Here is a 23263-nt window from a genome sequence, read left to right as displayed (position 1 = left end):
CCCACCCGCCCCGGCGTTGATCAAGGAGTTTGTGTCACGCCCGAGCCCGTTTCGGGACACGAACTCCTTGATCACCGAAGCGAACCGGGCGTGGGCGGAGGGCTGCGGGTGGGGTGGTGACGGCCTGGAGGGCGGCGGCCAGGCGGTCGCGGACGGCCACCTGGGCGGCGATCCGGGCGTCCAGCACGGCCAGCCGCTCCCGGCCGACCCGCAGCCCGGCCGGAGACGGTGGCGCCGATGCCACGTCCCCGTCCAGGCAGGGCAGGAAGGCCCGCACGTCGTCAAGCGTCAGCCCGGCGTCGAGCAGGTGACGGATGTTGCGGACCCGGGTGACGACCGCGTCGTCGTACTCGCGGTATCCGTTCGCCGCCCGGACCGAGGCGATGAGCCCGTGTTCCTCGTAGTGCCGCAGGGCACGCGGCGTGCAGCCCGTCGCCTTCGCCACCGCGCCGATCCGCACCGCCGCCACCGTCCTCTCACGCGACCACCGCCCCACCGTCCACCGGCAGCACCACACCGGTGACGAAGCCCGCCTCCGGCTCGCACAGCCGCCGGATCGCCCAGGCTACGTCCTCCGCGCGGCCGATCCGGCCCGCCGGCGTGTGCGTGAGCTGCCACTCCCGCACCGCCGCGCGTTGTTGCGGCGACAGCCCGCTGTGCTCGCCGATCGGTGTGTCGATCGCGCCGGGCGCCACGGCCACCACCCGGACGCCACGCGGCGCGAGTTCCACCGCCCAGCTGCGGGTCAGCGAGTCCAGCGCGGCCTTGCCCGCCGCGTACACCGAACTGCCCGGCCAGGCGCGCAGCCCGACCGACGTGGTGACGTTGACGATCACGCCGTGCGTCGCGACGAGCGCCTCGACGGCGGCGTGCGCCAGCCGGATCGGGGCCAGCAGGTTCGTCTCCACCTGCCGCCGGGCGGCGTCCTCGTCCAGTTCCGCGAGCGGCCCGCCGCCGGCCACGCCCGCATTGTTGACCAGGACGTCCAGGCGGCCGTACCGGTCGAGCGCGGCGCTGACGATCCGGTCCGGACCGTCGGGGGCGGTGACGTCGGCGGTCAGCGGGGTGATGTCCGGCCGGCCGGCGGCGGTCTCCGACAGCGGCGCGGCGCGCCGTCCGACGGCGACGACGGCGTACCCGGAGGTGGTGAAGGCGTGTGCGGTGGCCCGGCCGATGCCGGTGCCCGCACCGGTGACCACGGCGACGCGTGGCGTGCGGCTTTCCATGCCGGCATCGTCCGACCCTGCCGCCTGCGGCAGGGTCAAGTCAGAGGCCGAGCAGGACGGGCACCGCGTTGACCGCGCCGTGCACCACGAGCAGCGGCCACATCCGGCGGTACCGGGACCACAGGTAGCCGAGGAACAACCCCAGCACGCCCTGGTTCACGATCACGGAGGCCAGGTCGACGGCGGGGCGGCCGCTGCCCTGGATGGCCACGTGCCAGGCCGCCCAGACCAGCGACGCGAGCACGATCGCCGGCCACCGGCCCAGCAGCGACTCCCACCGGGTCTGCAACCACCGCCGGTAGAAGACCTCCTCCAGCAGCGCGTTCACCGCGAACGCCAGCAGCAGCGTGACGACCAGCTCGACCGGCGGGACGGTCCGCCCCCAGTCGCTCGCGGGCGCGGCCAGCGGCGTCGCGTAGCTGAGCACCAGCCACACCGCCACCGGCAGCGCCGGACCCCACCGGTGGGCGGCGTCCGCCGGGGCCGGCCCCGGTCGCCACCGTGGCGGCCGCCGGCGGACGGCCAGGAACACCCCGAGGGGTACGCCGAGCAGCAGCGCGAGCTTCAACACGGTGTACGCGGGTTCGCCGCCCAGCAGCGGCATGACGGCGGCGAACGCGATCCCGGCCAGCAGCAGCGGCACCGCCTCGCGGTACGGCGCTACCGGGTCCGGCCATCTCTGGTCGGGCGCGGGCGGGATCAGCCGGATCAGCGCGATCCCGGCCAGCGCCGGGATCCAGCGGCTCCACATCGGCACGGTGCCGTCGTGGTCGGCGCTGTACCTGATGCCGGTGTTCCCGGTCGCCACCAGGAGGAGCGCCGCGACGGCGACGAGCCCGAGGCCCGCCAGGAGGACCACCCGCCCGGCCCGGGGATGACGGCCGGCAACCGACGTGTCTGTCGTCATCGCCGGCACGGTACCAATGCGCGGCGAACGGGCCGGGCGGCTCAGCCCTTGAGCGGGTCGTGCCCCCAGTTCATCAGCGACCAGCGCCACCTGGTGTCCCGGACGTCCCCGGACGGCCGCTGCGCCAGGTGGCGGTGGACGTATCCGATCACCTTGCGCATGTGCTTGTAGTCGGCGGCGGTGAGGTCGGCGCGCTTGCGGCGCAGCAGGTCGACGATGCGCCGGCCGGAGTCGTGGCCGACCGACTCGCCGCCCTGGGTGCCCTTCTTGTGCCAGCCGACGTGCTTGGACTCCTCGGTCTCCAGCCAGCGGGTCAGCTCACCCGGCTTCATGTTCACCGCGTCGGTGAACTCCCGGTACGTCTGCTGCGGGTCCTCAGCGCGACTCATGGCGAAGCACCTCCGGGCGGTGGGCCACGTCACGGCCCGAGTCGTCGTTGGTGATCCGGTACTGCGGCTGCTCCGGCGAGGCGTTCACGGTGTGCCCGCGTACGTGGGTGCGCTCGGTCAGCTTCTCCTTGACGACGCCGTACGCCCGGCCGCTGTGGCTGGCCCAGGAGACGTGGTCGCCGGCGCGGAACTCCTTCTCGGCCATGCCGCGCGGTTACCCGCGGTCGATACCGAGTAACGGCGTCGTCAGGGCCGGATCTCGGCGATCGGCAGCTTGATCGCGAAGAGCTCGGACAGCTCGATCACCTCGCTGCTGTCGTCCACCAGCTCGTACTGCCGTTCGCCGCCCGGCTGGAGCGTGCGACCGAAGCCAGAGGCTGAGCAGGAGGGATATGTCCTGGTGGCCCAGGGTGGGGGAGGGTGTCACCTGGATGAGTCCGTCGACGAGTTCGACGCGGGGAGGCGTCGTCCGGCAGGGTGGGCAGATCCTCCAGCGTGTAGTCCGCACGCCGCTGCCGCATCGGGTCCGGACACCAGGGGCCAGGTGATGTCGGGACGGGCCCGGCGCTCATGCGGCGAGCGTGCCGCCGGGTGCCGGAGCCCGTGTCGCACCGGACGTGCGACGCGCTCAGTCCGCCGGCTTCTCCGCGACGAAGATCGCGGTGCCGGGGAACAGCCGCCCGCGCAACGGGCTCCACTGCCCCCAGATCCCCTCGTGCCCGGCCGGCCACTCCGGCTCCACCAGGTCCAGCAGGCGGAACCCGGCGCCGACCAGCTCCCGGATCCGGTCGCCCAGGGTGCGGTGCTGTTCGACGTAGGTGGCCACCCCGTGCTCGTCCTGCTCGACGTACGGGGAGCGGTCGAAGTACGAGTGCACGGCGGTCAGCCCGCCCTCGCCCGGGTCGTCCAGGAAGATCCAGCGCATCGGGTGGGTGACCGAGAAGACCCACCGGCCGCCGGGCCGCAGCACCCGGGCCACCTCGCGCATCGCCGCCGCCGAGTCGTCCACGAACGGGATCGCGCCGAACGCGGTGCAGACCGTGTCGAACGCGGCGTCGGGGAACGGCAGGGCGAGCGCGTCGGCCTGCACCAGCGGCACGCGTACCCCGGTGCGCCCGGCGGCCTCGGCGGCGTGCCGCAACATGCCGGCGGACAGGTCCAGCGCGACCGGCCGGGCGCCCCGGGCGGCGAGCCAGCGGGCGGCGGCGGCCGCCCCGGCGCCGAGTTCGAGGATCCGCCGCCCGGCGACGTCGCCGAGCAGCCGGGCGTCGGCCTCGCGCAGCCCCTCCGGGCACCAGACGAAGTCGGCGTCGCCGAGGAACGCGCCGTGCTCGGCCTGGTACGCGTCGGCGTCGGTGTCCCACCAGCCGCGGTTGGCGCGGCGGATCTCCCCGGCGTCGACCCGTCGGCGGGTCACCCTGTCGTCGTCCACGGGTTCACGCTAGGTCCGGCGGCGCGGACCCGGTGCGGTGGGGTGGCGGCTGGGGCGGATGTGACGGACGAGACAGCCGTGGCACCTTACCGCGCGAAATCTCCGCTTTCGCAGCGGATGAGTTCGCGCGGACCCGGGAGGGCTTGCACGCTGTGGTAATGCAGCGGGTAGGCTAGACGATGCGCTCGCGGATCGTGTGCCTCGGCAGGGAGCAGGTGCGCGGTCACCGGAGCCACTAATGATCTTCTCGCGTCGATCGTTCGGTGTGCCCGGCGACGGATCCGTTGGCGCGGAAGAGTCACCGCGACACCCATGCCCGCTGTGACAACCCATCCGACCGGAGCAACCGCCCACATGACGAGCAGCATCGAGGCCACCTCGAGCGCCAACAAGGTCACCCACGACGACCTCGGCTCTGAGGAAGCTTTCCTCGCCGCGATCGACGAGACCATCAAGTACTTCAACGACGGCGACATTGTCGAAGGCACCGTCGTCAAGGTCGATCGGGACGAGGTCCTGCTCGACATCGGCTACAAGACCGAGGGTGTCATCCCCTCTCGGGAGCTGTCGATCAAGCACGACGTGGACCCGGCCGAGGTCGTTTCGGTGGGTGACCACATCGAGGCCCTCGTCCTCCAGAAGGAGGACAAGGAGGGTCGGCTGATCCTCTCCAAGAAGCGGGCGCAGTACGAGCGGGCCTGGGGCACGATCGAGAAGATCAAGGACGAGGACGGCGTCGTCCGCGGCTCGGTCATCGAGGTCGTCAAGGGTGGTCTCATCCTCGACATCGGCCTGCGCGGCTTCCTGCCCGCGTCGCTCGTCGAGATGCGGCGTGTGCGTGACCTGCAGCCGTACGTCGGCCGCGAGCTCGAAGCCAAGATCATCGAGCTGGACAAGAACCGCAACAACGTGGTCCTGTCCCGCCGTGCCTGGCTGGAGCAGACGCAGTCCGAGGTGCGCACCGAGTTCCTCAACAAGCTCCAGAAGGGGCAGGTCCGCAAGGGCGTCGTCTCCTCGATCGTCAACTTCGGCGCGTTCGTCGACCTGGGCGGCGTGGACGGCCTCGTGCACGTCTCCGAGCTGTCCTGGAAGCACATCGACCACCCGTCCGAGGTCGTCGAGGTGGGCCAGGAGGTCGAGGTCGAGGTCCTGGACGTCGACCTGGACCGCGAGCGGGTCTCGCTGTCGCTGAAGGCGACGCAGGAGGACCCGTGGCGTCAGTTCGCCCGCACCCACGCGATCCAGCAGATCGTGCCGGGTAAGGTCACCAAGCTGGTGCCGTTCGGCGCGTTCGTCCGGGTGGACGACGGCATCGAGGGCCTGGTCCACATCTCCGAGCTGGCCGAGCGCCACGTGGAGATCCCGGAGCAGGTCGTGCAGGTCGGCTCCGAGGTGATGGTCAAGGTCATCGACATCGACCTGGAGCGCCGCCGGATCTCGCTGTCGCTCAAGCAGGCCAACGAGGGCTTCGTCGAGGGCGAGGAGCACTTCGACCCGACCCTCTACGGCATGGCCGCGACCTACGACGACCAGGGCAACTACATCTACCCGGAGGGCTTCGACCCGGAGACGGGCGAGTGGCTCGAGGGCTACGACAAGCAGCGCGAGACCTGGGAGCAGCAGTACGCCGAGGCGCGTCAGCGCTGGGAGGCCCACACCAAGCAGGTGCAGACCTCCCGCGCCGCCGACGCCGAGGCCGCCGCCAACCCGGCTCCGGCCGCCACCGGCACCACCACCTCGACCTCGGCCCCGAGCCGTCAGGCCGAGGAGCCGGCCGGCACGCTCGCGACCGACGAGGCGCTCGCCGCTCTGCGGGAGAAGCTCGCCGGCGGCAAGTGACCGGACGCTGACGCCTGTTCGTCCCACCGGGCGAACCGGCGACTGCCTCTGACGACGGGCCCCGTCCCCGCGTTCCGCACCAGCGGAGCGCCGGGGGCGGGGCCCGCGTCGTACGCCGGGCGGGTTTGGCATGCGGACGAGGGATCCGGTTGACTGTCCGGGTGCTGAAGGTGGGGCTGACCGGCGGAATCGGATCGGGCAAGAGCGCGGTGGCGAGCCGGCTCGCCACGCTGGGCGCGGTGATCGTCGACTCGGACCGCATTGCCCGCGAGATCGTCGCGCCCGGCACCGACGGGCTGGCCGAGGTGGTCGCCGCCTTCTCCGGGAAGATCCTGGACGCCGACGGCGCGCTGGACCGGGCCGCCCTCGGCGCGTTGGTCTTCGGCGACGAGGCCGCCCGCCGCACGCTCGAAGGGATCACCCATCCCCGGATACGTGCGCGCAGCGCCGAGCTGGCCGCCGCCGCCCCCGCCGACGCGATAGTGGTGAACGACGTACCGCTGCTGGCCGAGGTGGGACTCGCGTCGACGTACCACCTGGTGGTCGTGGTGCAGACGGCCGTGCCGACCCGGATGGCCCGGCTGACCCGCGACCGGGGGATGGCCCCGGCGGAGGCCGAGCGGCGCATCGCCGCGCAGGCCGACGACGCCACCCGCCGTACGGTCGCCGACGTGCTCCTGACCAACGACGGCACGCTCACCGAGTTGCACGCCGCCGTGGACGCCCTCTGGCGGGACCGCCTGTCGCCCTACGAGCGCAACGTCCGCGAGCGCCGCGCCGTCCCGCCCGACCCGGCGGCGCTCGCCGGACCGGACCCGACCTGGCCCGAGCAGTACGTCCGGCTGGCCGCCCGGATCCGCCACGCGGCCGGCGGTGACATCCGGGTCGACCACGTCGGCTCCACCGCCGTGCCGGGCCTCGCCGCCCCGGACGTGATCGACATCCAGGTGACGGTGTCCTCGCTGGCCGAGGCGGACGGGCCGCTCGCGCGGCGGCTGGCCGAGGCGGGTTTCCCGCGGCTGCCGGGCGAGTGGTGGGACGCCCCGCGGCAGCCGGAGCCGGTGCGCTGGGCCAAGCGGCTGCACGGCGGCGCGGACCCGGGGCGTCCGGTGCGACTGCACCTGCGGGAGACCGGTTCGCCCGGCTGGCGGTACGCGCTGCTGATGCGCGACCACCTGCGGGCCGACCCGGCGCGGCGGGCCGACTACCTCCAGGTGAAGCGGGATCTCGCGGCCGCCGCGCCGGAGCACGCCGCGTGGGGCACGGTGACCGATCCCTGGTTCGACGAGGAGCACCTGCGCGCCGAGGAGTGGGCCGCGCAGACCGGCTGGCGGCCCTGACCGGCTGTCCCGGCGGCGCCGGTTCAGCGGACCGCGGAGGCCGCGCCGGTTCAGCGCGACGTCGAGACCGACGATCCGCCGCTGCCCGCCGCACGGCCCGGCGTGAGGTCGAGCCGGATCCACACGCCCGGCCCGGTCCGCAGTTCCATCCGGTGCGGCAGACCGCCCCGGTCCAGCCACAGGCGTCTGCCGCCCGGCTCCTCGAACACGTCGACCGTCCGGTCGCCCAGCCGGTCCTCCCGGACCCGGACGGTGTCGCCGGCGGGCGCGCGCCGGGCCGCCCGCAGCGCCGCGTCGAGCAGCCGGTCCAGGTCGTCGCCGGGCGGGCGCGCGGGGGCCGCGAGCAACGCGGCCGGCACCGGCGTCGGGGGAGTGGCCGGTCCGTCGGGGGACCGCTGCACCTCGGCCACCCGTCCCGGCCGGACCCACCGGAGGGTACGCCTGCCGGTGCCCTCCTCGGTCACCGCGAGGTACGCCGACGGGCTCGTCCAGTCCACCGTGCCGGTGGCCCGCAGGTTCGCCGACGGGGCGAGCGGAGCGGCCACCGTCACCGCCGCGCCGCGCAGTGCCCGGAGCCGGGCGGGCAGCGCGGCCAGCCGGGCGGACTCGTCGTCGGTGAGCGCCCGGGGCTGCCCGGGCCGCCCGCCGAGGGCGTCCACCGGGTGCAGTGTGGGCCGGTCGGCGCGGGTCAGGTCGACTGTGACGGGTGTGCCGTCGGCCAGCCGGCCGGTGAGCCGGTGCAGCCGGGCGTCCGCGTCCACCCACAGCGTCGGCAGCGGGTCACCGGGCGGTGCGAGGGGTGCCTGGAGCACGTCCACCGGGATGCCGCCGGCCCGGTCGGCGCGTAGCCACCGACCGTCGGCGGCGGGCCTGTCGACCCGGTCGGCGCCGAGCCCGATCAGCAGGTCGCGTACCGCGCCGAGGCCGTGCCCGCCGGCCGGGGACCGCATCCGCCACCGGTCCGCCGGCGGCACCAGCGGGGGTCGGGCCGGGGTGGGGAGCGCGCCCGGGTCGGGCCGTACCAGCAGCGCGGACGCGGTGGCCTGCACCAGGCCCCGGTCACCGCCCGCGCCCGGGCCGCCGACGTCCAGGTAGACCAGGGGGCGGGCCCAGTCGACCCAGCCGACGAGTTCGGTACGGGCGCCGTCGGCGCCGACTGTGACCCGGACACCGGCGCGTACGTCGCGCAGGTTGGTGACCCGCAGCGCGGCCACCCGGTCCGCCTCGGCGGTGGTGAGCGGGCGGGTCGCCGGGGTGTCGTCGGTGCGGCCGGGCACCCAGGACGGCAGGGCGGCGACGAGCGTCGCGGCGGAGAGCGCGGCTGCTGCCACGAGCGCGGCGAGCGCGATCCGGCGCCGGTCCGGCCCGTCCGGCGGGTCGTCGGCGCCGTCGAGTTCCGGGTCGCCGCCCGGCCGGGTGGTGAGTGTGGGACGGCGGCCGGCGAGCGGGTCGGCCCGGCGGCGCCGGCCGGCCACTGTGGCGGGCCGGGTCGGTGTGCTGGTGCGGCCGCGGCGGTGGCCGCGACCCGGTTCCCGGGGTACTGCCTGGTCGCCGTCGCCACGTGCGGAGAGCCGGTGCGGGCGGCTCACGCCGCGCTGGCGGCCCGGCTCGTCGGCGGGCGGGGGCGTGCCGGTGTCGGGCTCGCGTCGCGGCCGGCGGTCGGGAGAGGTCCCCACGAGTGGAGAACGCGAGAGCGGGGTTTCGGTGACGAGCAGGGGCGCTCGCGGCGGCCGGTCAGCGCTGCGCGCGACCACCGTCGGCGCGCACGCCGGTCGTCCCGGGTGCTGCGGCCCTGGCGCCGGGGGCGACCGGCCCGCGAGGGGCGATCACCGGCCCGGTCGGCCGCCGCGAGCGGCCTACGGTACGAGGGTAGACCGGTGAGATGAGCCACACAATGGGAATATCGAAGCCGATCAGGGACGGTCGGTGGTCGTGGCCGGAAGTGTCGGACCGCGGGCGTACGGTTGGTGTCATGGCGCTCGACATTCCCCGGCTCGACGGCCGCTTCCAGGTCGTCAGTGAGTTCAAGCCGGCCGGTGACCAGCCGGCTGCCATCGACGAGCTTGAGCGTCGCGTGCGGCGCGGCGACCGCAACACGGTGCTGCTCGGCGCGACCGGCACGGGCAAGAGCGCCACCACGGCGTGGCTGGTCGAGCGGCTCCAGCGGCCGACCCTGGTGCTCGCTCCCAACAAGACCCTCGCCGCCCAGCTCGCGAAGGAGTTCGGCGAGCTGATGCCGCAGAACGCGGTGGAATACTTCGTCTCCTACTACGACTACTACCAGCCTGAGGCCTACATCCCGCAGACCGACACCTACATCGAGAAGGACTCCTCGATCAACGAGGAGGTCGAGCGGCTGCGGCACTCGGCCACGATGTCGCTGCTCACCCGGCGGGACGTCATCGTCGTCGCCACCGTCTCGGCGATCTACGGCCTGGGCACGCCGGAGGAATACCTCGACCGGGCCGTCCGGGTCAAGGTCGGGCAGGAACTGGACCGCGACCAGCTGCTGCGCCGGCTGGTCGACATCCAATACGCGCGCAACGACATGGCCTTCCAGCGCGGCACCTTCCGGGTCCGCGGCGACACGCTGGAGATCATCCCGGCGTACGAGGAGCTGGCGGTCCGGATCGAGCTGTTCGGTGACGAGATCGAGAAGCTCTACTACCTCAACCCGCTGACCGGTGACGTGGTCCGCGAGGTCGACAGCCTCATGATCTTCCCGGCCACGCACTACGCCGCCGGTCCGGAGCGGATGGAACGGGCGATCCGCGACATCGAGGCCGAGCTGGGCCAGCGGCTGGCCGAGCTGGAACGGCAGGGCAAGCTGCTGGAGGCCCAGCGGCTGCGCATGCGCACCACCTACGACATCGAGATGATGCGCCAGGTGGGCTTCTGCTCCGGCATCGAGAACTACTCCATGCACATCGACGGCCGGCTGCCGGGCAGCCCGCCGCACTGCCTGCTCGACTACTTCCCCGACGACTTCCTCACGGTGGTCGACGAGTCGCACGTGACCATCCCGCAGATCGGCGGCATGTACGAGGGCGACGCCTCCCGCAAGCGGATGCTCATCGACCACGGCTTCCGGCTCCCCAGCGCCGCCGACAACCGGCCGCTGCGCTTCGACGAGTTCCTGGAACGGGTCGGCCAGATGGTCTTCCTCTCCGCCACCCCCGGCCCGTGGGAGCTGGAGCAGGCGCAGGGCGAGTTCGTCGAGCAGGTGATCCGGCCCACCGGCCTGATCGACCCCGAGGTGGTGGTCAAGCCGACCAAGGGGCAGATCGACGACCTCATGCACGAGATCAAGCTGCGGACCGAGCGGGACGAGCGGGTGCTCGTCACCACGCTCACCAAGAAGATGGCCGAGGACCTCTCCGACTACCTGCTGGAGAACGGCATCCGGGTGCGCTACCTGCACTCCGAGGTCGACACGCTGCGCCGCGTCGAGCTGCTGCGCGAGCTGCGCAAGGGCGACTACGACGTGCTGGTCGGCATCAACCTGCTCCGGGAGGGTCTCGACCTGCCCGAGGTGTCGCTGGTGGCGATCCTCGACGCCGACAAGGAGGGCTTCCTGCGCAGCGGCCGGTCGCTGATCCAGACGATCGGCCGCGCGGCCCGTAACGTCTCCGGTCAGGTCCACATGTACGCCGACAAGATCACGCCGTCGATGGCGGACGCGATCGACGAGACCAACCGGCGCCGGGCCAAGCAGATCGCGCACAACGAGGCGAACGGCATCAAGCCGGAGCCGCTGCGCAAGAAGATCCACGACATCCTCGACGACATCTACCGCGAGGCGGAGGACACCGAGAACAGCAACGTCGGCGGGGCGGTGCGGCAGTTGTCCCGGGGCAAGGCGCCGGTCAAGGAGACCCGCAGCCGCCGGGGTGCGGCGGCCACCCCCTCGCGGGAGGGGATGGCCCGGGCCGACCTGGCCAACCTCATCCAGGAGCTCAACGACCAGATGCTCGCCGCCGCACGCGAGTTGCAGTTCGAGCTGGCCGCGCGGATCCGCGACGAGGTCGCCGACCTCAAGAAGGAGCTGCGCGGGATGGACGCCGCAGGGGTCAGGTGACCGGCGTGACGGCCGGGGCGGCGCGATGCTGACCGAGGCCGTCATCGGGCGGCCCGACCCGCGGCTGCGCCAGTGGGTGGACAACTACCTCGGCTACCGCGAGGACGCGCCCGTCCCGCTCGTACGCCGGGAGGTGGCGGGCGCGTTCGTGGTGCTGATCCTCGGCTGGGGCGACCCCCTCGACGTGACCGACCCGCGTGCCCCCGGTGCGGGTGCGTACGCCGCCAACGCCTTCCTGGCCGGCCCGTTCGACGGCTGGTGCGCCACCCGGACGGCCGGGACCGGCACCGGGGTGCAGGTGCTGCTGACCGCCCCGGCGGCGCGCCGCCTGCTCGGGCTGCCCCTGGCCGAGCTGACCAACCGGGCGGTGCCGCTCGACGCGGTGGCGGGCTGGCTGGCCCGGCTGCGCGACGAGCTGGCCGGCGAGCGGGGCTGGCCGGAGCGCTTCGCCCGGCTCGACGCCGCCCTGGCCGCACGGCTGGTGTCGACCGCGCCGCCGGACCCGCACCTGCTGGCGGCCTGGCGGCGTCTGGACGGCAGCGGGGGAGCGGTCGGCGTGGCCACGCTCGCCGGGGAACTGGGCTGGTCCCGCCGCCACCTGTCGGTCCGGTTCCGGCGGGAGTTCGGCCTGCCGCCGAAGACCGTCGCCCGCCTGCTGCGCTTCGAGCGGGCGTACGCGAGCCTGGGCCGGACGCTGCTCACCGCGGACGCCGCCGTGCCGGACGACACCGGGTGGGCGGAGCGGGCGGCCCGGTGGGGCTACTACGACCAGTCGCACCTGATCCGGGAGTTCCGCGAGTTCGCCGGCGCCACCCCGGCCGCGCTGACCGCGCCCGGATCGCATTCGTCCAATCCGGCCTGACCGCCCCGGCGGGAGACTGACGGCCATGCGAAGCATCTATCCGGTCCTGCGGTATCCCGACGTGCGAGCCGCCGCCGACTTCCTCTGTTCCGCGTTCGGCTTCACCGTGCGCGAGGCCCACGAACTCCCCGGCGGCACGATCGGCCACGCCGAGCTGGCGTACGGCGACGACCTGGTGATGCTCGGCCCGGGTCCGGCGCCGCGGTCCCGGCCCGCCGACGACGACTACCGCGTCTACGTGGCGCTCGACGACGTGGACGCGCACCACGAGCGGGCCCGGGCGGCCGGGGCGGAGATCGTCCGGGCGCCGTTCGACACCGACTACGGCTCCCGTGACTACGCCGCCCGCGACCTGGCCGGGCTGGTGTGGTCGTTCGGCACCTACCGCCCCTGAGTGCTCAGCCCGCACGGTTGCGCTGTGTGGGCGAGGTATTGCCGAGCGTGACGGCGATGCGTACGCTCCCTCCCGGGAGGCGTGCATGCCGTTGTCAGCAAGTCCTGTGGTCCGGAGGGCGAGGCTCGGCGTGGAGCTGCGCCGGCTGCGTCGTCGCGAGTCGCTCACGCTCGAACAGGTCTGTGCCCGGCTGGGCTGGGCGTCCACGTCGAAGCTGTCCCGCATCGAGCTGGGGCAGAGCCGGCCCGACCTGGCCGACGTGCTCGACCTGCTCGACGTCTACGAGGTGCCGTCGCCGCAGCGCGACGAGCTGATCGTCATCGCCCGCGACGCCGCCACCGGCCGGGGCTGGTCGAAGGCGCTCGGCGAGATGGGGGAGCGCCAGCGGGCGTACGCCGAGCTGGAGGCGGGCGCGGAACGCATCGTGGAGTACCAGTGCGTGCTCGTGCCCGGCCTGCTCCAGACTCCGGCGTACGCCCGCCTCCGCGTGTCGGCCGGTGCGGCACTCGGCGGGGAGGTGGACGTGGAGGCCGATGTGCGCGCCCGGGCGGCACGTCAGGAGCTGCTGATCCGGCCGGACCCGCCGCACTACACCGCACTGTTGGACGAGCGTGTCTGCGACCCGGACGGCCTGCCCGCCGACGTGTGGCGCGACCAGATGCGGCATCTGCTCGCGCTCGCCGAACGGCCCCGCGTCACCGTCCGGGTGCTGCGGTCCGCGGCGTCGAGCGGCGACGGGCCGCACCCGCTGGCGCCGTTCTCGTACTACGCCTACCCGGACCCGGAGGACCCGCGCACCGTGCTGGTCGAGACGCTCACCACCGACCTGCGGCTGGTCGCCGAGGCGGATGTGGCCCACTACGAGCGGGTTATCGAGCGGCTGCTGGCGGCGGCGCTGCCGGCGGACGCCTCCGCCGAACTGGTGGCCCGGCGGCTCGGCGCGGCGCCGGTGCCCCGGCCGCGCGATCCGCACGAGCTGGAGTGAGCCGCACGACCCGCCGCCGGTGAGGCGCGACCACCGGGCCCGGCGCCCCCGACGCCCGTCGGGACCGGTGGCCGCGCAGCGCGCAGGCTACGGCAGGGGTACGACAGTTCAGGCCGGAACGTCGATGAAGTGCTCGACCAGCGGCGGGCCGGCGAAGTGTGGGCCGATCAGCCCGCGCCACTGCGCGAACCGCTCGGTCCGGCGGAAGTTCACGTCGTGCGCCTCGACCGAGTCCCACTCGACGAGCAGCACGAACCGGGTGGGCGACTCCACGCCCCGGGTCATCCGCACGGAGCGGCAGCCTTCGGCACCGGCGAGGATCGGCCGCGCCTGCGCGTAGGCGGCGGCGAACTCGTCCTCGTGTCCGGGCGTGACATCGATCAGCGCGACCTCAAGAACCATGCGGGCAGCCTGCCATGCCGGCCCGCCGCCGGTACGTCCCGGGTGACGTCCCGGCGCGCCGCCAGCGAATGGCTAGCCTCCTAGGACGCACCGCGCGACGTGAGCCGCAGCACGTCGAGAGATCGACGGGTGGCCCGGAGATGCGCCACCCGGGTGCGATGGTGAACAATGGCGGCCGAGGAGGGGAGTATTCCCCCGCGACGGAGTCGTCAGCACGGAAGAGCGCCGGCACCCCCGGTGGCCCGACCCGGCTCCGCCGGTCGGAACCCGGCACCCGGGCTCCGGCGGAAGAGACCTCCGACAGTCACCCCTGTCAGCGTCGACGCACCCCGGCACCACACCCGGCGTACGGTGTGCCCGACGCAGCGTGTCTGCCGGAGGATGGATTTGAACGTGTCCGCATTGGTGTGGGCGGTAACGCTGATCGCGATGATCGCGGTCCTGCTCGCCGACCTGTTCATCATCGGCCGGCGGCCGCACGAGCCGAGCGTCCGCGAGTCCAGCCTGTGGGTGGGCTTCTACGTCGGCCTGGCGCTGCTCTTCGGCGTGGTGCTCTGGCTGACCGCGGGTGGCCGCGTCGCAGGCGAGTTCTACACCGGCTGGCTCACCGAGTACAGCCTCTCGGTGGACAACCTCTTCGTCTTCGTGATCATCATGGCCCGGTTCGGGGTGCCCCGGCAGTACCAGCAGAAGGTGCTGCTCGTCGGCATCATCCTGGCGCTGATCATGCGTGGTGGGTTCATCGCGGCCGGCGCGGCGCTGATCTCCCAGTTCTCCTGGGTGTTCTACATCTTCGGCGCGTTCCTCATCTACACCGCTGTGAACCTGGCCCGGCAGGGCGAGCCGGACGAGGACGAGTTCAGCGAGAACCTGCTGATCCGGTGGAGCCGCAAGGCGCTCCCGCTGTCCCGGGACTACGACGGGGCGCGGATGACCACCCACGAGCACGGGCGGCGCCTGTTCACCCCGATGCTGATCGTGATGATCGCGATCGGCACCACCGACCTGATCTTCGCGCTGGACTCGATCCCGGCGATCTTCGGCATCACCCAGGAGCCGTACCTGGTGTTCACCGCCAACGTGTTCGCGCTGATGGGACTGCGGCAGCTCTACTTCCTGCTCGGCGGCCTGCTGGACCGGCTCATCTACCTCAGCTACGGCCTGGCCGTGGTGCTCGGCTTCATCGGCGTGAAGCTGGTGCTGGAGGCGCTGGCCGATAACAATCTGCCGTTCATCAACGGCGGCGAGCACGTGGCGTGGGCCCCGCACATCCCGATCTGGCTCTCGCTCACGGTCATCCTCGGCACCCTGGCCGTCGCCACTGCTGCCAGCCTGGCGAAGTCGTCCCGGGACCGGCGCCGGGAACTGGCGCAGGCGCGCCGCTGACCCACCCGTACCGTAGGGTCGCTCCCATCCCCGGGGGCGCCCCGCGGCGTGTCAGGGGTCAGACGCGGTAGGCGCCGACGAGGGTGGCGGTCCGCTCGGCCGGCAGTTCCTCCTCGACCACCCGGCGGGTCAGGTAGCAGGCGTGCAGCATCCGGCGCCGGCCGCCGCGCGGCTCGGCCGACACGATCCCGACGTGGTGGATGCGCCGGCCGGGCCGGGCGAAGAAGTAGAGGTCGCCGGGGCGTTCGGCGTCCAGTGGCACCCGCGAGGTCGCCGCCGCCTGGTCGTCGGCGTCACGGGGGAGCGTGATCCCGTACCGCCGCCAGGCCAGGTGCACCAGCCCGGAGCAGTCGATGCCGTCGGTGGACATGCCGCCCCAGACGTAGACCAGGTCGCGCAGCCGCTCGGCGACCGCGAGCACCTTCTCGGCCTCGGGACGCTCGGCGGGCAGCGGCACCAGGTCGTCCTCAGCGGCCCAGAGCGGGTCGGCCCGCCCGGGTACGCGGACCGGGCGTCTGCCGTCCACCGGCGGGCCGGCCGGGGTGAGCCGGGTGCCGAGGACCACGCCGGTGAGCGCCGCGTCGCCGTCCGGCTCGGCGCGCAACGCGGTGTGGGCGACGTCGACGGTCAGCGGGGCGTCGGCGGCCGAGCCGGAACCGGCCGGACCAGGACCGGTCGGACCGAAACCGGTCGGACCAGGACTGGTCGAACCAGGACCGGCTGGGCCGGTGCCGACCGGTGCCGGTCCGGCCGAAGCGGGGCCGGAGAGGGCGGGGCCGGCCGGGTCGACGTCGGTCGGCTCAGGGGAGGACGGGTCGGCGTCGGCCGGATCGGCCAGGTGGGCGGCCCGCAGCCACCCCGGGTAGCCGTCGGCGCCGAGCTTCGCCGCGGGCTGGCCCAGAGCCACCACCCGCACCCAGCCGTCCGGCCGGGTCTCGGTGACGCGCACCGGCTCGCCGAGCAGCAGCTGGGTCAGGACGCAGTCGCCGACGAGCTGGTCGCGGTCCATGCCAGCGATCCAGGCGGCGACGTCGGGGGAGCCGGCGAGGGCGGGGCAGTCGATCGGGCGTACCGCCTCGGGCGCGGTCCAGAGGGTCGCCACCGGTACCCGTACGACGGCCCGGCGGCCGGGCTGAGGCGCCACGCGTACCCCTCTCTGCGGTGGTCGTCGGGGCGACCATATGAAAAATTCTGACGTTGCTCAAGCATGTGTCTGAATTTTAGCTTCACGCAGTCCGGTGACCCCCAGGCCCGGCGCGTCCGGCAGCAGCACGCTCGCGTCCTCGTACCGGATGCCGCCGTCGACCGGCGACCAGGCCAGCCACCAGGCGGCGTCGAGGTCCGACACGGCCGTGGTGCCGTAGGCGGCGACCAGGCTGGCCGCGGCGCCGACCCCCACCGGGCCCTCCATCATCGAGCCGACGATGGTGCCCATGCCGTGCGCGGCGGCCAGGTCGAGCAGCGTGCGGGCCGGTTGCAGGCCGCCGCACTTGGCCAGCTTCACGTTGACCATGTCGGCGGCCCGCCGCCGGATCACCTCGACCAGGTCGCGCACGTCGAAGACGGACTCGTCGGCCAGGATCGGCAGGTCCACCCGGTCGCTGACCCACGCCAGCCCGTCCAGGTCGCGACGGTGCACCGGCTGCTCGACCAGCTCCACGTCGAGCCCCGCGTCCTCGATCGCGCGGATCACCCGCACCGCCTCCCGGGGCGTCCAGCCCTGGTTGGCGTCCAGCCGGATCCGCACGTCCGGGCCGACCGCGGCGCGCACCGCGCGGACCCGGTCCAGGTCGCCGCGGGCGTCCGTGCCGACCTTGAGCTTGAGCACCGTGAACCCCTCGGCGCCGCGCCGCGCCGCCGTCGCGGCCAGGTCGACCGCGTCACCGGCGGCCAGCGTGACGTCGGTCGGCACGCGCAGCGCCGTGCCACCGAGCAGACGCACCAGGGGTACGCCGAGCCGCCGCGCGACCAGGTCGTGCAGCGCCACGTCGAGCGCCGCCTTCGCCGACTCGTTGCCCACCACGGCGCGGTGCACCAGGGCACAGGCGGCCTGGAGGTCGTCGGCGTCGCGGCCGATCAGCAGCGGCGCGAGCAGTTCGCGTACGCACGCCTCGGCGCCCGCCACCGACGCGCCGGTGACCTGCCAGACCTGCGGCGCCTCCCCGAAACCGGACCGGCCGTCGCCGTCGACCACCTCCACGACCAGGGTGTCCACCGTGGTGGTGCGGCGCAGCGCGGTGACGAACGGGGTGTGTAAGGGGGCCGAGAGCCGGTGGGTGCGTACCGCGGCGATCGTCATGTGGGGCACCCTATAGCCAACTGGCGGCGAGCAGGGGAGGGCCGATGGCCGGGCGGGACTGGGAGCTGGTGGGCGCGCCGAACGCGCGTGACCTGGGCGGTTTGCCGACGACCGACGGGCGGCGGGTACGGGCGGGGCGGCTCATCCGCACACCCGCGCTGGGGCGGCTCACCGACGAGGACCTGCCGGTGCTGGGCAAGCTCGGACCGGCGTGCGTGGTGGACCTGCGTGACGTCCACGAGCAGGCGGTGGCCCCGCCGGACCGGCTGGTCGGGGAGCCCCGCACCGTGCACCTGCCGGTCTACGACGTGGCGCACCCGGTGTTCACGTACGTCTCGGCGGTGTTGCAGGGCCACGACCTGGACGCGTACGCGGCGCTGGCCCGCGAGGGCATGCCGGGGGCGATGACCGCGATCTACCGCTGGTTCGTCACCGGAAAGTCGGCGCGGGCCGGGTTCGGCACGGCGGTGCGGCTGGCCGCCGAAGGCGCGAACCTGCCGCTGCTGTTCCACTGCTCGGCCGGCAAGGACCGCACCGGCTGGCTGTCGGTGGTGCTGCTGACCGCGCTGGGGGTGGAGGACGAGGCGATCCGTGCCGACTACCTGGTGCACAACGAGCTGACCGAGAGCCTGCGCGAGGTGCTGCTGTCCGCGATGATCCAGCGCCGGCCGGACCTGGACCCGGCGGTGGGCCGGCCGCTGCTGGAGGTGCGCCCGGAATACCTGGACGCCGCCTACGACGAGGTGCGCCGCGCGCACGGCTCGTTCGACGCGTACCTGCGGGACGGTCTGGGGGTGACCGACGCGGACCGCGCGGCGCTGCGCGAGCGGCTGCTGGAGTAGCCGGGTCAGCCGGCCAGGTCGTGCCGGGCGGCCCAGACCCGCTCGGAGACGTGCGCGATCAGCCGGCAGGCGTCGTCCTCGGCCCCCTCGCCGTCCGCGCCGCCGTCGGCCAGGTCGGTGGTGGTGCAGACGACGATCGTGTACGGCGGCGCGTCGTCCGGGAACACCACGCCCGCGCCGTGGCGCACGCCGCGTACCCAGCCGTTCTTGTGCGCGATCCGGGTGCCGTCGGGCAGTCCGGCGGCCAGGTCCTCGCGGTGTTCCTGCGCGACGAGCACGTCGAGCATGGCGGCGCAGCCGGCCGGTGAGGCGAGCGGGCCGGGCCGGGACGCGCCGAGCGCCAGCTCACCGAGCAGGGCGGCCAGGTCGGCGGCGGTGACCAGGTTGTCGATGCCGGAGTCGCGGGCGGCGAAGTCCTCGATGCCGCGGCCGGTGACGCTGTGCCGCGCACCGGCGAGCGCCCACGCCTGCGCCACGGCGGGCAGCCCCACCTGGCCGATGCAGATGTTCGTGGCGAGGTTGCTGGAGCGGATGATCATCCGTTCGGCGAGCCAGCGCAGCGGCGCCTCACCGCCGACGCGGTCCCACACCGCCTCGTCGTTGTCGTAGTCGCGGTCGTTGGCGAACCGGGGCACGCCCGGCAGCGCGGAGTCGAACGAGTTGCGCACCGGCACCGGCGCGTCCAGGTCGAGCCGGCCGGCCTCGGCGGCGCGGAACAGCGCCACCAGCACGGCGAGCTTCATCGTGCTCGCCGCGTAGTGGGTGGCATCGGCCCGCCGCGTCCACGTCGGCCGTGCGCCGGGGCGGCCCACGTACGCGGAGACGGTGCCGGGCACCCGGTCCAGGTGTGCGTCGAGGTCCTCCCAGGTCATGTGCGCACCGTAGCGGATCTTCGGGGCGTACGCGGGGCAGCGGCGGGCCCGGGGCGGGGCTAGCGTGCGGAGATGACGACCCCGTTGTACGACGATATCGCCGACTGGTACGAGGAGTACGCGGGCGAGACCTCGTCGGTCTACATGGACCGGGTCCGGTCGGTGCTGGCCGATCTGTTGGGTGACGGCCCGGACCGGTGCGTGGACCTGTGCTGCGGCACCGGGGCGCACGCGGGCGAGCTGCGGCGTCTGCCCCTGGCCGGTCTGCTGGACGCCGTGGCGGCCGCCGGCCTGCGGCTGACCCGGGTGGTCGAGTCCGGCTCCGGCCCGATCCCCGACGTCCTGGCCCTGGAGGCCACCAAACCCCACTGACCCCGCCCCGCCACCGCGCCGTCGGCCGCCCCTTCCCGAGTGCCGAGAGCCCACGTCCGCACAACGAGACCTGCGGAGATCAGCGGGAGCCCGGTCCGCCTAGGGCGGGCCGGGCTCCGGGTTGCGCTGCCGAGCGGGGTGGTGGGTCAGCCGGCGTGCTTGCGGCGGGCGGCCATCCGGCCGCGCTGGGTCTGGTCCAGCACCACCTTGCGGATGCGCACCGCGGCCGGGGTGACCTCGACGCACTCGTCCTCGCGGCAGAACTCCAGCGCCTGCTCCAGGGACAGCTTGCGCGGCGGGATCAGCTTCTCGGTCTCGTCGGCAGTCGACGAGCGCATGTTGGTGAGCTTCTTCTCCTTGGTGATGTTGACGTCCATGTCGTCGGAGCGGGAGTTCTCGCCGACGATCATGCCCTCGTACACCTCGGTGCCCGGCTCGACGAAGAGCTGACCGCGCTCCTGGAGGTTGGTCATGGCGAACGCGGTGACCGACCCGGCCCGGTCGGCGACCAGCGACCCGTTGTTGCGGGTGCGCAGCTCGCCGAACCACGGCTCGTACGACTCGAAGACGTGGTGCAGGATGCCGGTGCCGCGGGTCTCGGTGAGGAACTCGGTCCGGAAGCCGATCAGGCCGCGCGCCGGGACCAGCCACTCCATCCGGATCCAGCCGGTGCCGTGGTTGACCAACTGCTCCATCCGGCCCTTGCGGGTGGCCAGGAGCTGGGTGATGGCGCCCAGGTACTCCTCCGGGGCGTCGATGGTCAGCCGCTCGACCGGCTCGCAGGTCTTGCCGTCGATCTCCTTGGTGACGACCTGCGGCTTGCCGACGGTCAGCTCGTAGGACTCGCGGCGCATCTGCTCGACCAGGATCGCCAGGGCCAGCTCACCGCGGCCCTGCACCTCCCAGGCGTCCGGCCGCTCGGTGGGCAGCACCCGCAGCGAGACGTTGCCGATCAGCTCCTTGTCGAGCCGGTCCTTGACCATCCGGGCGGTGACCTTGGCGCCCTTGACCCGGCCGACCAGCGGCGAGGTGTTGGTGCCGATGGTCATCGAGATGGCCGGCTCGTCCACGGTGATCAGCGGCAGCGGCACCGGGTTCTCGGCGTCGGCGAGCGTCTCACCGATCATGATCTCCGGGATGCCGGCGACGGCGATGATGTCGCCCGGCCCGGCGGAGTCGGCCGGCTTGCGCTCCAGGCCCTCGGTCATCAGCAGCTCGGAGATGCGTACCCGCTGGGTGCTGCCGTCGGTGCGGCACCAGGCCACGGTCTGGCCCTTGCTGATGGTGCCCTGGCGGACCCGGCACAGCGCGAGCCGGCCCAGGAACGGCGAGGCGTCGAGGTTGGTGACGTGCGCCTGGAGCGGCGCGTCCTCGTCGTACGCGGGTGCCGGAATGGTGTCCAGCAGGGTGCGGAACAGCGGCTCCAGGCTGCTGCTGTCGTCCGGGACCGCGCCGTCGGCGGGCTGGGTCAGCGAGGCGATGCCGTCGCGGGCGCAGGCGTAGACGATCGGGAAGTCGATCTGCTCCTCGTCGGCGTCCAGATCGAGGAACAGCTCGTAGGTGTCGTCCACGACCTCCTTGATCCGGGCATCCGGACGGTCCACCTTGTTGATCACCAGGATGATCGGCAGCCGGGCGCGCAGCGCCTTGCGGAGCACGAACCGGGTCTGCGGGAGCGGACCCTCGCTGGCGTCGACGAGCAGCACGACACCGTCGACCATGGTCAGGCCGCGCTCGACCTCGCCGCCGAAGTCGGCGTGACCGGGGGTGTCGATGATGTTGATGGTGACGGCCTCCGAGCCGTCCGCCGGCAGGTACCGCACGCCGGTGTTCTTGGCGAGGATGGTGATGCCCTTCTCGCGCTCGAGGTCCATCGAGTCCATGACCCGCTCGGTGGTCTCACCACGGGCGCCGTAGGCGCCGGCCTGCCGCAACATGGCGTCGACCAGGGTCGTCTTGCCGTGGTCGACGTGGGCGATGATGGCGACGTTGCGGAGGTCGGTGCGTAGCTGCATACCCTCCATACTCCTGTCTGCGGTTGCCGGGGCACGCCTCGGGGTCACCCCGAGATCGCCCGGATCTGCGTCGAAAGTGCTGTGCCGACCGTTCCAGCGACTGGCATGCTGACACCCGTGCGGGGTGCCCGATGCCTGACCTGCTGAGCTGGCTGCAGGAGCTGCCGCCCCTGCTGATCTACCTGGCCGCCGCGGCGATCGTCGCGGCGGAGACCGCGGTGATCGTCGGGCTGCTGATGCCCGGCGAGGCGACCCTGCTTCTGGTCGGCTTCCTAGCGTACGCGGGGACGCTGCGCCTCGCGCCCGTGCTGGTGGCCATGACCGCCGCCGCCGTGATCGGAGACACACTCGCGTGGCGGGCGGGCCGCCGGTACGGCCCCCGTCTGCGCGCCTCGGGCGTGGGTGCCCGGATCGGCGCGCACCGGTGGCGGCGGGCCGACTCGCTGCTGGAGCGCCTCGGCGGCCGGGGTGTGCTCGCCGCCCGCTGGATCGCGTTCGCCCGCACGCTGGCGCCCCGGCTGGCCGGGTCGGCGGGGATGCCGTACCGGCGGTTCGCGCCGTGGAACCTCGCCGGGGTCGCGAGCTGGGTCGGCGCCTCGGTGCTGGCCGGCTACCTGGCCGGTGAGTCGTACGAGCGGGTGTCGAAGCTGCTCGGCCGGGCCACCGGCGCGGTGCTGGCCCTGCTGCTGTGCCTGCTCGCCGTGGTGCTCGCGGGCCGCTGGCTGGGCCGCAACCCGGACCCGGTACGCGCGCTGACGGCGCGGGCCGCCGCGTTGCCGCCGCTGCGCTGGCTGCGGGCCCGGTACGGGGTGCTGTTCTTCCTGGTCGCCATGCGGGTCGGCCCGGCGTGGACCCTGCTGATCAACCTGGCGCTGGGGCTGGCGCTGCTGTTCGTCGCCGGGCTGGCCGTGGCGGTCCTGCTGGAGGCGGTCGTCGCGCACAGCGGGCTGGGTGTCCTCGACGGGCTGGTCGCCGACTGGTTCGCCGCCCGGCGTACCCCCGGGGTGGTCGACACGGCGCTGCTCGCGGTGTCGGTGCTGCGCGGCTGGGTGCTGATCGCCGCGGTGGCGGTGGTGGCCGCCGTGGTGGCCCGGCGGGGGCGGGCGTGGCGGGCCGACCCGCTCGGGGTGCTGGGCACAGTCGGCGCCGCCGTGCCGCTGGTGTTGCTCGTCGTCGTCGCGGACCTGACCGGCCCGGGCGGCCCGGACCGCCCCGGTGATCTGTTCCCGACCCAGAACGCGGTGGTGACCGCGAGCTTCGGCACGCTCGCCTGGCTGCTGTCGCGCGGCGCCCGCTGGCCGGTGGGCGCAGCGGTGTGGACGGCCGCGTCGGCGGGGGTGGTCACTGTCACCGGCGCCCGGCTCTACCTGGGGTTCAGCACGGCGAGCGGTACCGTCACGGCGGTCCTGCTGGGCCTCGCGTGGACGACCGTCTTCGTGGTGGCGTGGGCGACCCGGGACCGGCTGGCCGACCCGGACGACCGGCCGGCCGACGGGGGCCGCGGCGAACGGCCGGCCGACGCGGTCCCGGCCGAGTCGCCGCCCCGGCCCCGGCGCCGCCGGTCCGCGTCGCGGGTACCCCCCGGGCCCGTCGATCCTTGCTAGGGTGCGCCGACGGGGGACT

General features: G+C 73.7%; 21 protein-coding genes and 1 pseudogene. 10 read left to right on the top strand and 12 right to left on the bottom strand.

Annotated features, from left to right (window positions below):
• Positions 1-34 precede the first annotated feature (34 nt).
• The 6 genes and pseudogenes from O7622_RS24410 to O7622_RS24385 form a co-directional block, all read right to left on the bottom strand.
• The gene (locus O7622_RS24410; RefSeq protein ID WP_282310515.1) at positions 35-460 is read right to left on the bottom strand and encodes a MerR family transcriptional regulator; all 426 of its coding nucleotides are present in this window, start codon (positions 458-460) and stop codon (positions 35-37) included.
• Between the two features lie 16 nt (positions 461-476).
• Complete coding sequence (locus O7622_RS24405; protein WP_282310514.1) at positions 477-1226, bottom strand: SDR family oxidoreductase; 750 nt, start codon at positions 1224-1226, stop codon at positions 477-479.
• A gap of 40 nt (positions 1227-1266) precedes the next feature.
• Positions 1267-2133 (bottom strand): CPBP family intramembrane glutamic endopeptidase, encoded by an 867-nt coding sequence (locus tag O7622_RS24400; protein WP_282310513.1) that lies wholly within the window; start codon positions 2131-2133, stop codon positions 1267-1269.
• 44 nt (positions 2134-2177) lie between these two features.
• Positions 2178-2522, bottom strand: a pseudogene (locus O7622_RS24395) (DUF3140 domain-containing protein); the annotation flags it as partial.
• On the bottom strand, positions 2509-2727 hold the full coding sequence (locus O7622_RS24390) for a DUF2945 domain-containing protein (RefSeq protein WP_030503817.1): 219 nt from the start codon (positions 2725-2727) through the stop codon (positions 2509-2511). The gene O7622_RS24390 and the pseudogene O7622_RS24395, both read right to left, overlap by 14 nt.
• Before the next feature lie 423 nt (positions 2728-3150).
• Complete coding sequence (locus O7622_RS24385; RefSeq protein ID WP_282310512.1) at positions 3151-3954, bottom strand: class I SAM-dependent methyltransferase; 804 nt, start codon at positions 3952-3954, stop codon at positions 3151-3153.
• Between the two features lie 312 nt (positions 3955-4266).
• Here O7622_RS24385 and rpsA point away from each other — a divergent pair, with 312 nt between their 5' ends.
• Both rpsA and coaE read left to right on the top strand, forming a co-directional pair.
• The gene (gene rpsA, locus O7622_RS24380; protein WP_282310511.1) at positions 4267-5793 is read left to right on the top strand and encodes a 30S ribosomal protein S1; all 1527 of its coding nucleotides are present in this window, start codon (positions 4267-4269) and stop codon (positions 5791-5793) included.
• A 161-nt stretch (positions 5794-5954) separates the two neighbouring features.
• Positions 5955-7133 carry a dephospho-CoA kinase gene (gene coaE, locus O7622_RS24375; protein WP_282314214.1) on the top strand — a complete coding sequence of 393 codons (1179 nt, stop codon included), beginning with the start codon at positions 5955-5957 and terminating at the stop codon, positions 7131-7133.
• Positions 7134-7183: 50 nt separating this feature from the next.
• Here coaE and O7622_RS24370 read toward each other — a convergent pair whose 3' ends face one another.
• Complete coding sequence (locus tag O7622_RS24370) at positions 7184-8809, bottom strand: hypothetical protein (protein WP_282310510.1); 1626 nt, start codon at positions 8807-8809, stop codon at positions 7184-7186.
• A gap of 296 nt (positions 8810-9105) precedes the next feature.
• Here O7622_RS24370 and uvrB point away from each other — a divergent pair, with 296 nt between their 5' ends.
• The 4 genes from uvrB to O7622_RS24350 all read left to right on the top strand — a co-directional run bounded on the left by uvrB (position 9106) and on the right by O7622_RS24350 (position 13452).
• Positions 9106-11211, top strand: coding sequence for an excinuclease ABC subunit UvrB (gene uvrB, locus O7622_RS24365; protein WP_282310509.1), 2106 nt, complete (start codon positions 9106-9108; stop codon positions 11209-11211).
• Positions 11212-11236: 25 nt separating this feature from the next.
• A complete protein-coding gene (locus tag O7622_RS24360) occupies positions 11237-12073 on the top strand; it encodes a helix-turn-helix domain-containing protein (RefSeq protein WP_282310508.1) in 837 nt (278 codons plus the stop codon).
• Between the two features lie 25 nt (positions 12074-12098).
• On the top strand, positions 12099-12467 hold the full coding sequence (locus O7622_RS24355; RefSeq protein ID WP_282310507.1) for a VOC family protein: 369 nt from the start codon (positions 12099-12101) through the stop codon (positions 12465-12467).
• An 85-nt stretch (positions 12468-12552) separates the two neighbouring features.
• The gene (locus O7622_RS24350; RefSeq protein WP_282310506.1) at positions 12553-13452 is read left to right on the top strand and encodes a DUF5753 domain-containing protein; all 900 of its coding nucleotides are present in this window, start codon (positions 12553-12555) and stop codon (positions 13450-13452) included.
• Between the two features lie 108 nt (positions 13453-13560).
• Here the strand turns inward: O7622_RS24350 and O7622_RS24345 are convergent, their stop codons facing one another.
• Entirely contained in the window at positions 13561-13854 is a 294-nt protein-coding gene (locus O7622_RS24345; protein WP_282310505.1) for an antibiotic biosynthesis monooxygenase, read from the bottom strand.
• Positions 13855-14241: 387 nt separating this feature from the next.
• Here O7622_RS24345 and O7622_RS24340 point away from each other — a divergent pair, with 387 nt between their 5' ends.
• A complete protein-coding gene (locus O7622_RS24340; protein WP_282314213.1) occupies positions 14242-15240 on the top strand; it encodes a TerC family protein in 999 nt (332 codons plus the stop codon).
• Between the two features lie 58 nt (positions 15241-15298).
• Here O7622_RS24340 and O7622_RS24335 read toward each other — a convergent pair whose 3' ends face one another.
• Entirely contained in the window at positions 15299-16384 is a 1086-nt protein-coding gene (locus O7622_RS24335; protein WP_282310504.1) for an NlpC/P60 family protein, read from the bottom strand.
• A 57-nt stretch (positions 16385-16441) separates the two neighbouring features.
• Positions 16442-17539, bottom strand: coding sequence for a dipeptide epimerase (locus O7622_RS24330; RefSeq protein ID WP_282310503.1), 1098 nt, complete (start codon positions 17537-17539; stop codon positions 16442-16444).
• Positions 17540-17583: 44 nt separating this feature from the next.
• Between O7622_RS24330 and O7622_RS24325 the strand changes: the two genes are divergently transcribed.
• The gene (locus O7622_RS24325) at positions 17584-18381 is read left to right on the top strand and encodes a tyrosine-protein phosphatase (protein WP_282310502.1); all 798 of its coding nucleotides are present in this window, start codon (positions 17584-17586) and stop codon (positions 18379-18381) included.
• 5 nt (positions 18382-18386) lie between these two features.
• On the opposite strand, the gene O7622_RS24320 is transcribed toward O7622_RS24325, so the two are convergent.
• Entirely contained in the window at positions 18387-19253 is an 867-nt protein-coding gene (locus O7622_RS24320; RefSeq protein WP_282310501.1) for a serine hydrolase, read from the bottom strand.
• 72 nt (positions 19254-19325) lie between these two features.
• Here O7622_RS24320 and O7622_RS24315 point away from each other — a divergent pair, with 72 nt between their 5' ends.
• The gene (locus O7622_RS24315; protein ID WP_282310500.1) at positions 19326-19625 is read left to right on the top strand and encodes a hypothetical protein; all 300 of its coding nucleotides are present in this window, start codon (positions 19326-19328) and stop codon (positions 19623-19625) included.
• A 146-nt stretch (positions 19626-19771) separates the two neighbouring features.
• Here O7622_RS24315 and typA read toward each other — a convergent pair whose 3' ends face one another.
• Positions 19772-21640 (bottom strand): translational GTPase TypA, encoded by a 1869-nt coding sequence (gene typA / locus O7622_RS24310; protein ID WP_282310499.1) that lies wholly within the window; start codon positions 21638-21640, stop codon positions 19772-19774.
• Between the two features lie 131 nt (positions 21641-21771).
• Between typA and O7622_RS24305 the strand changes: the two genes are divergently transcribed.
• Positions 21772-23244: a DedA family protein gene (locus tag O7622_RS24305; RefSeq protein ID WP_282310498.1), complete on the top strand. Its 1473-nt coding sequence runs from the start codon at positions 21772-21774 to the stop codon at positions 23242-23244.
• The last annotated feature ends 19 nt before the right edge of the window (positions 23245-23263 follow it).

The organism is Micromonospora sp. WMMD1076 (genome assembly GCF_029581475.1).
Taxonomy (GTDB): Bacteria; Actinomycetota; Actinomycetes; order Mycobacteriales; family Micromonosporaceae; genus Micromonospora; species Micromonospora aurantiaca.
The sequence above is the reverse complement of the archived record's forward strand: the minus strand, read 5'-3'. Positions and strand labels throughout refer to the sequence as shown.

Coding starts and splice junctions, on each gene's coding strand:
- O7622_RS24315 (WP_282310500.1), top strand. CDS start 19,326: ATGACGACCCCGTTGTACGACGATATCGCCGACTGGTACGAGGAGTAC.
- O7622_RS24390 (WP_030503817.1), bottom strand. CDS start 2,727: ATGGCCGAGAAGGAGTTCCGCGCCGGCGACCACGTCTCCTGGGCCAGC.
- O7622_RS24330 (WP_282310503.1), bottom strand. CDS start 17,539: ATGACGATCGCCGCGGTACGCACCCACCGGCTCTCGGCCCCCTTACAC.
- O7622_RS24345 (WP_282310505.1), bottom strand. CDS start 13,854: ATGGTTCTTGAGGTCGCGCTGATCGATGTCACGCCCGGACACGAGGAC.
- O7622_RS24325 (WP_282310502.1), top strand. CDS start 17,584: ATGGCCGGGCGGGACTGGGAGCTGGTGGGCGCGCCGAACGCGCGTGAC.
- O7622_RS24350 (WP_282310506.1), top strand. CDS start 12,553: ATGCCGTTGTCAGCAAGTCCTGTGGTCCGGAGGGCGAGGCTCGGCGTG.
- typA (WP_282310499.1), bottom strand. CDS start 21,640: ATGCAGCTACGCACCGACCTCCGCAACGTCGCCATCATCGCCCACGTC.
- O7622_RS24355 (WP_282310507.1), top strand. CDS start 12,099: ATGCGAAGCATCTATCCGGTCCTGCGGTATCCCGACGTGCGAGCCGCC.
- uvrB (WP_282310509.1), top strand. CDS start 9,106: ATGGCGCTCGACATTCCCCGGCTCGACGGCCGCTTCCAGGTCGTCAGT.
- O7622_RS24360 (WP_282310508.1), top strand. CDS start 11,237: ATGCTGACCGAGGCCGTCATCGGGCGGCCCGACCCGCGGCTGCGCCAG.
- O7622_RS24400 (WP_282310513.1), bottom strand. CDS start 2,133: ATGACGACAGACACGTCGGTTGCCGGCCGTCATCCCCGGGCCGGGCGG.
- rpsA (WP_282310511.1), top strand. CDS start 4,267: ATGCCCGCTGTGACAACCCATCCGACCGGAGCAACCGCCCACATGACG.
- O7622_RS24305 (WP_282310498.1), top strand. CDS start 21,772: ATGCCTGACCTGCTGAGCTGGCTGCAGGAGCTGCCGCCCCTGCTGATC.
- O7622_RS24320 (WP_282310501.1), bottom strand. CDS start 19,253: ATGACCTGGGAGGACCTCGACGCACACCTGGACCGGGTGCCCGGCACC.
- O7622_RS24405 (WP_282310514.1), bottom strand. CDS start 1,226: ATGGAAAGCCGCACGCCACGCGTCGCCGTGGTCACCGGTGCGGGCACC.